The sequence below is a fragment of the Caulobacter sp. CCH9-E1 genome (assembly GCF_001556515.1).
Classification (GTDB): domain Bacteria; phylum Pseudomonadota; class Alphaproteobacteria; order Caulobacterales; family Caulobacteraceae; genus Caulobacter.
Map to the genome: position 1 here is coordinate 1 of NZ_LSJA01000143.1, position 268 is coordinate 268.

The 268-nt window shown below is 71.6% G+C and carries 1 protein-coding gene; it reads left to right on the forward strand.

Features of this window, described 5'->3' with window-relative positions:
- The coding region (locus AX690_RS09535) for an SAM-dependent methyltransferase (protein WP_197426823.1) at window positions 1-268 on the forward strand (268 nt) is incomplete at both ends.

Here is a 268-nt window from a genome sequence, read left to right on the forward strand (position 1 = left end):
CCTCCGGTCCTTCGGACCACCTCCCCCCTCGGGGGGAGGATTTCTCGGTGGGCGCCGTCGTCGAAACCTCTCCCGCCCAGGCCGCCATCGCCTCGGACATCGCCCACCGCCTGGTCACCGACGGCGGCGGGGCGCTGCTGATCGACTATGGCCGCGCCCAGCCGGAGAGCGGCGACACCCTGCAGGCGATCCAGAACCACCAGAAGGTCGATCCGCTGAAGACCGCGGGCCTGGCCGACCTCACCGTCTGGGCCGACTTCCCGTCGGT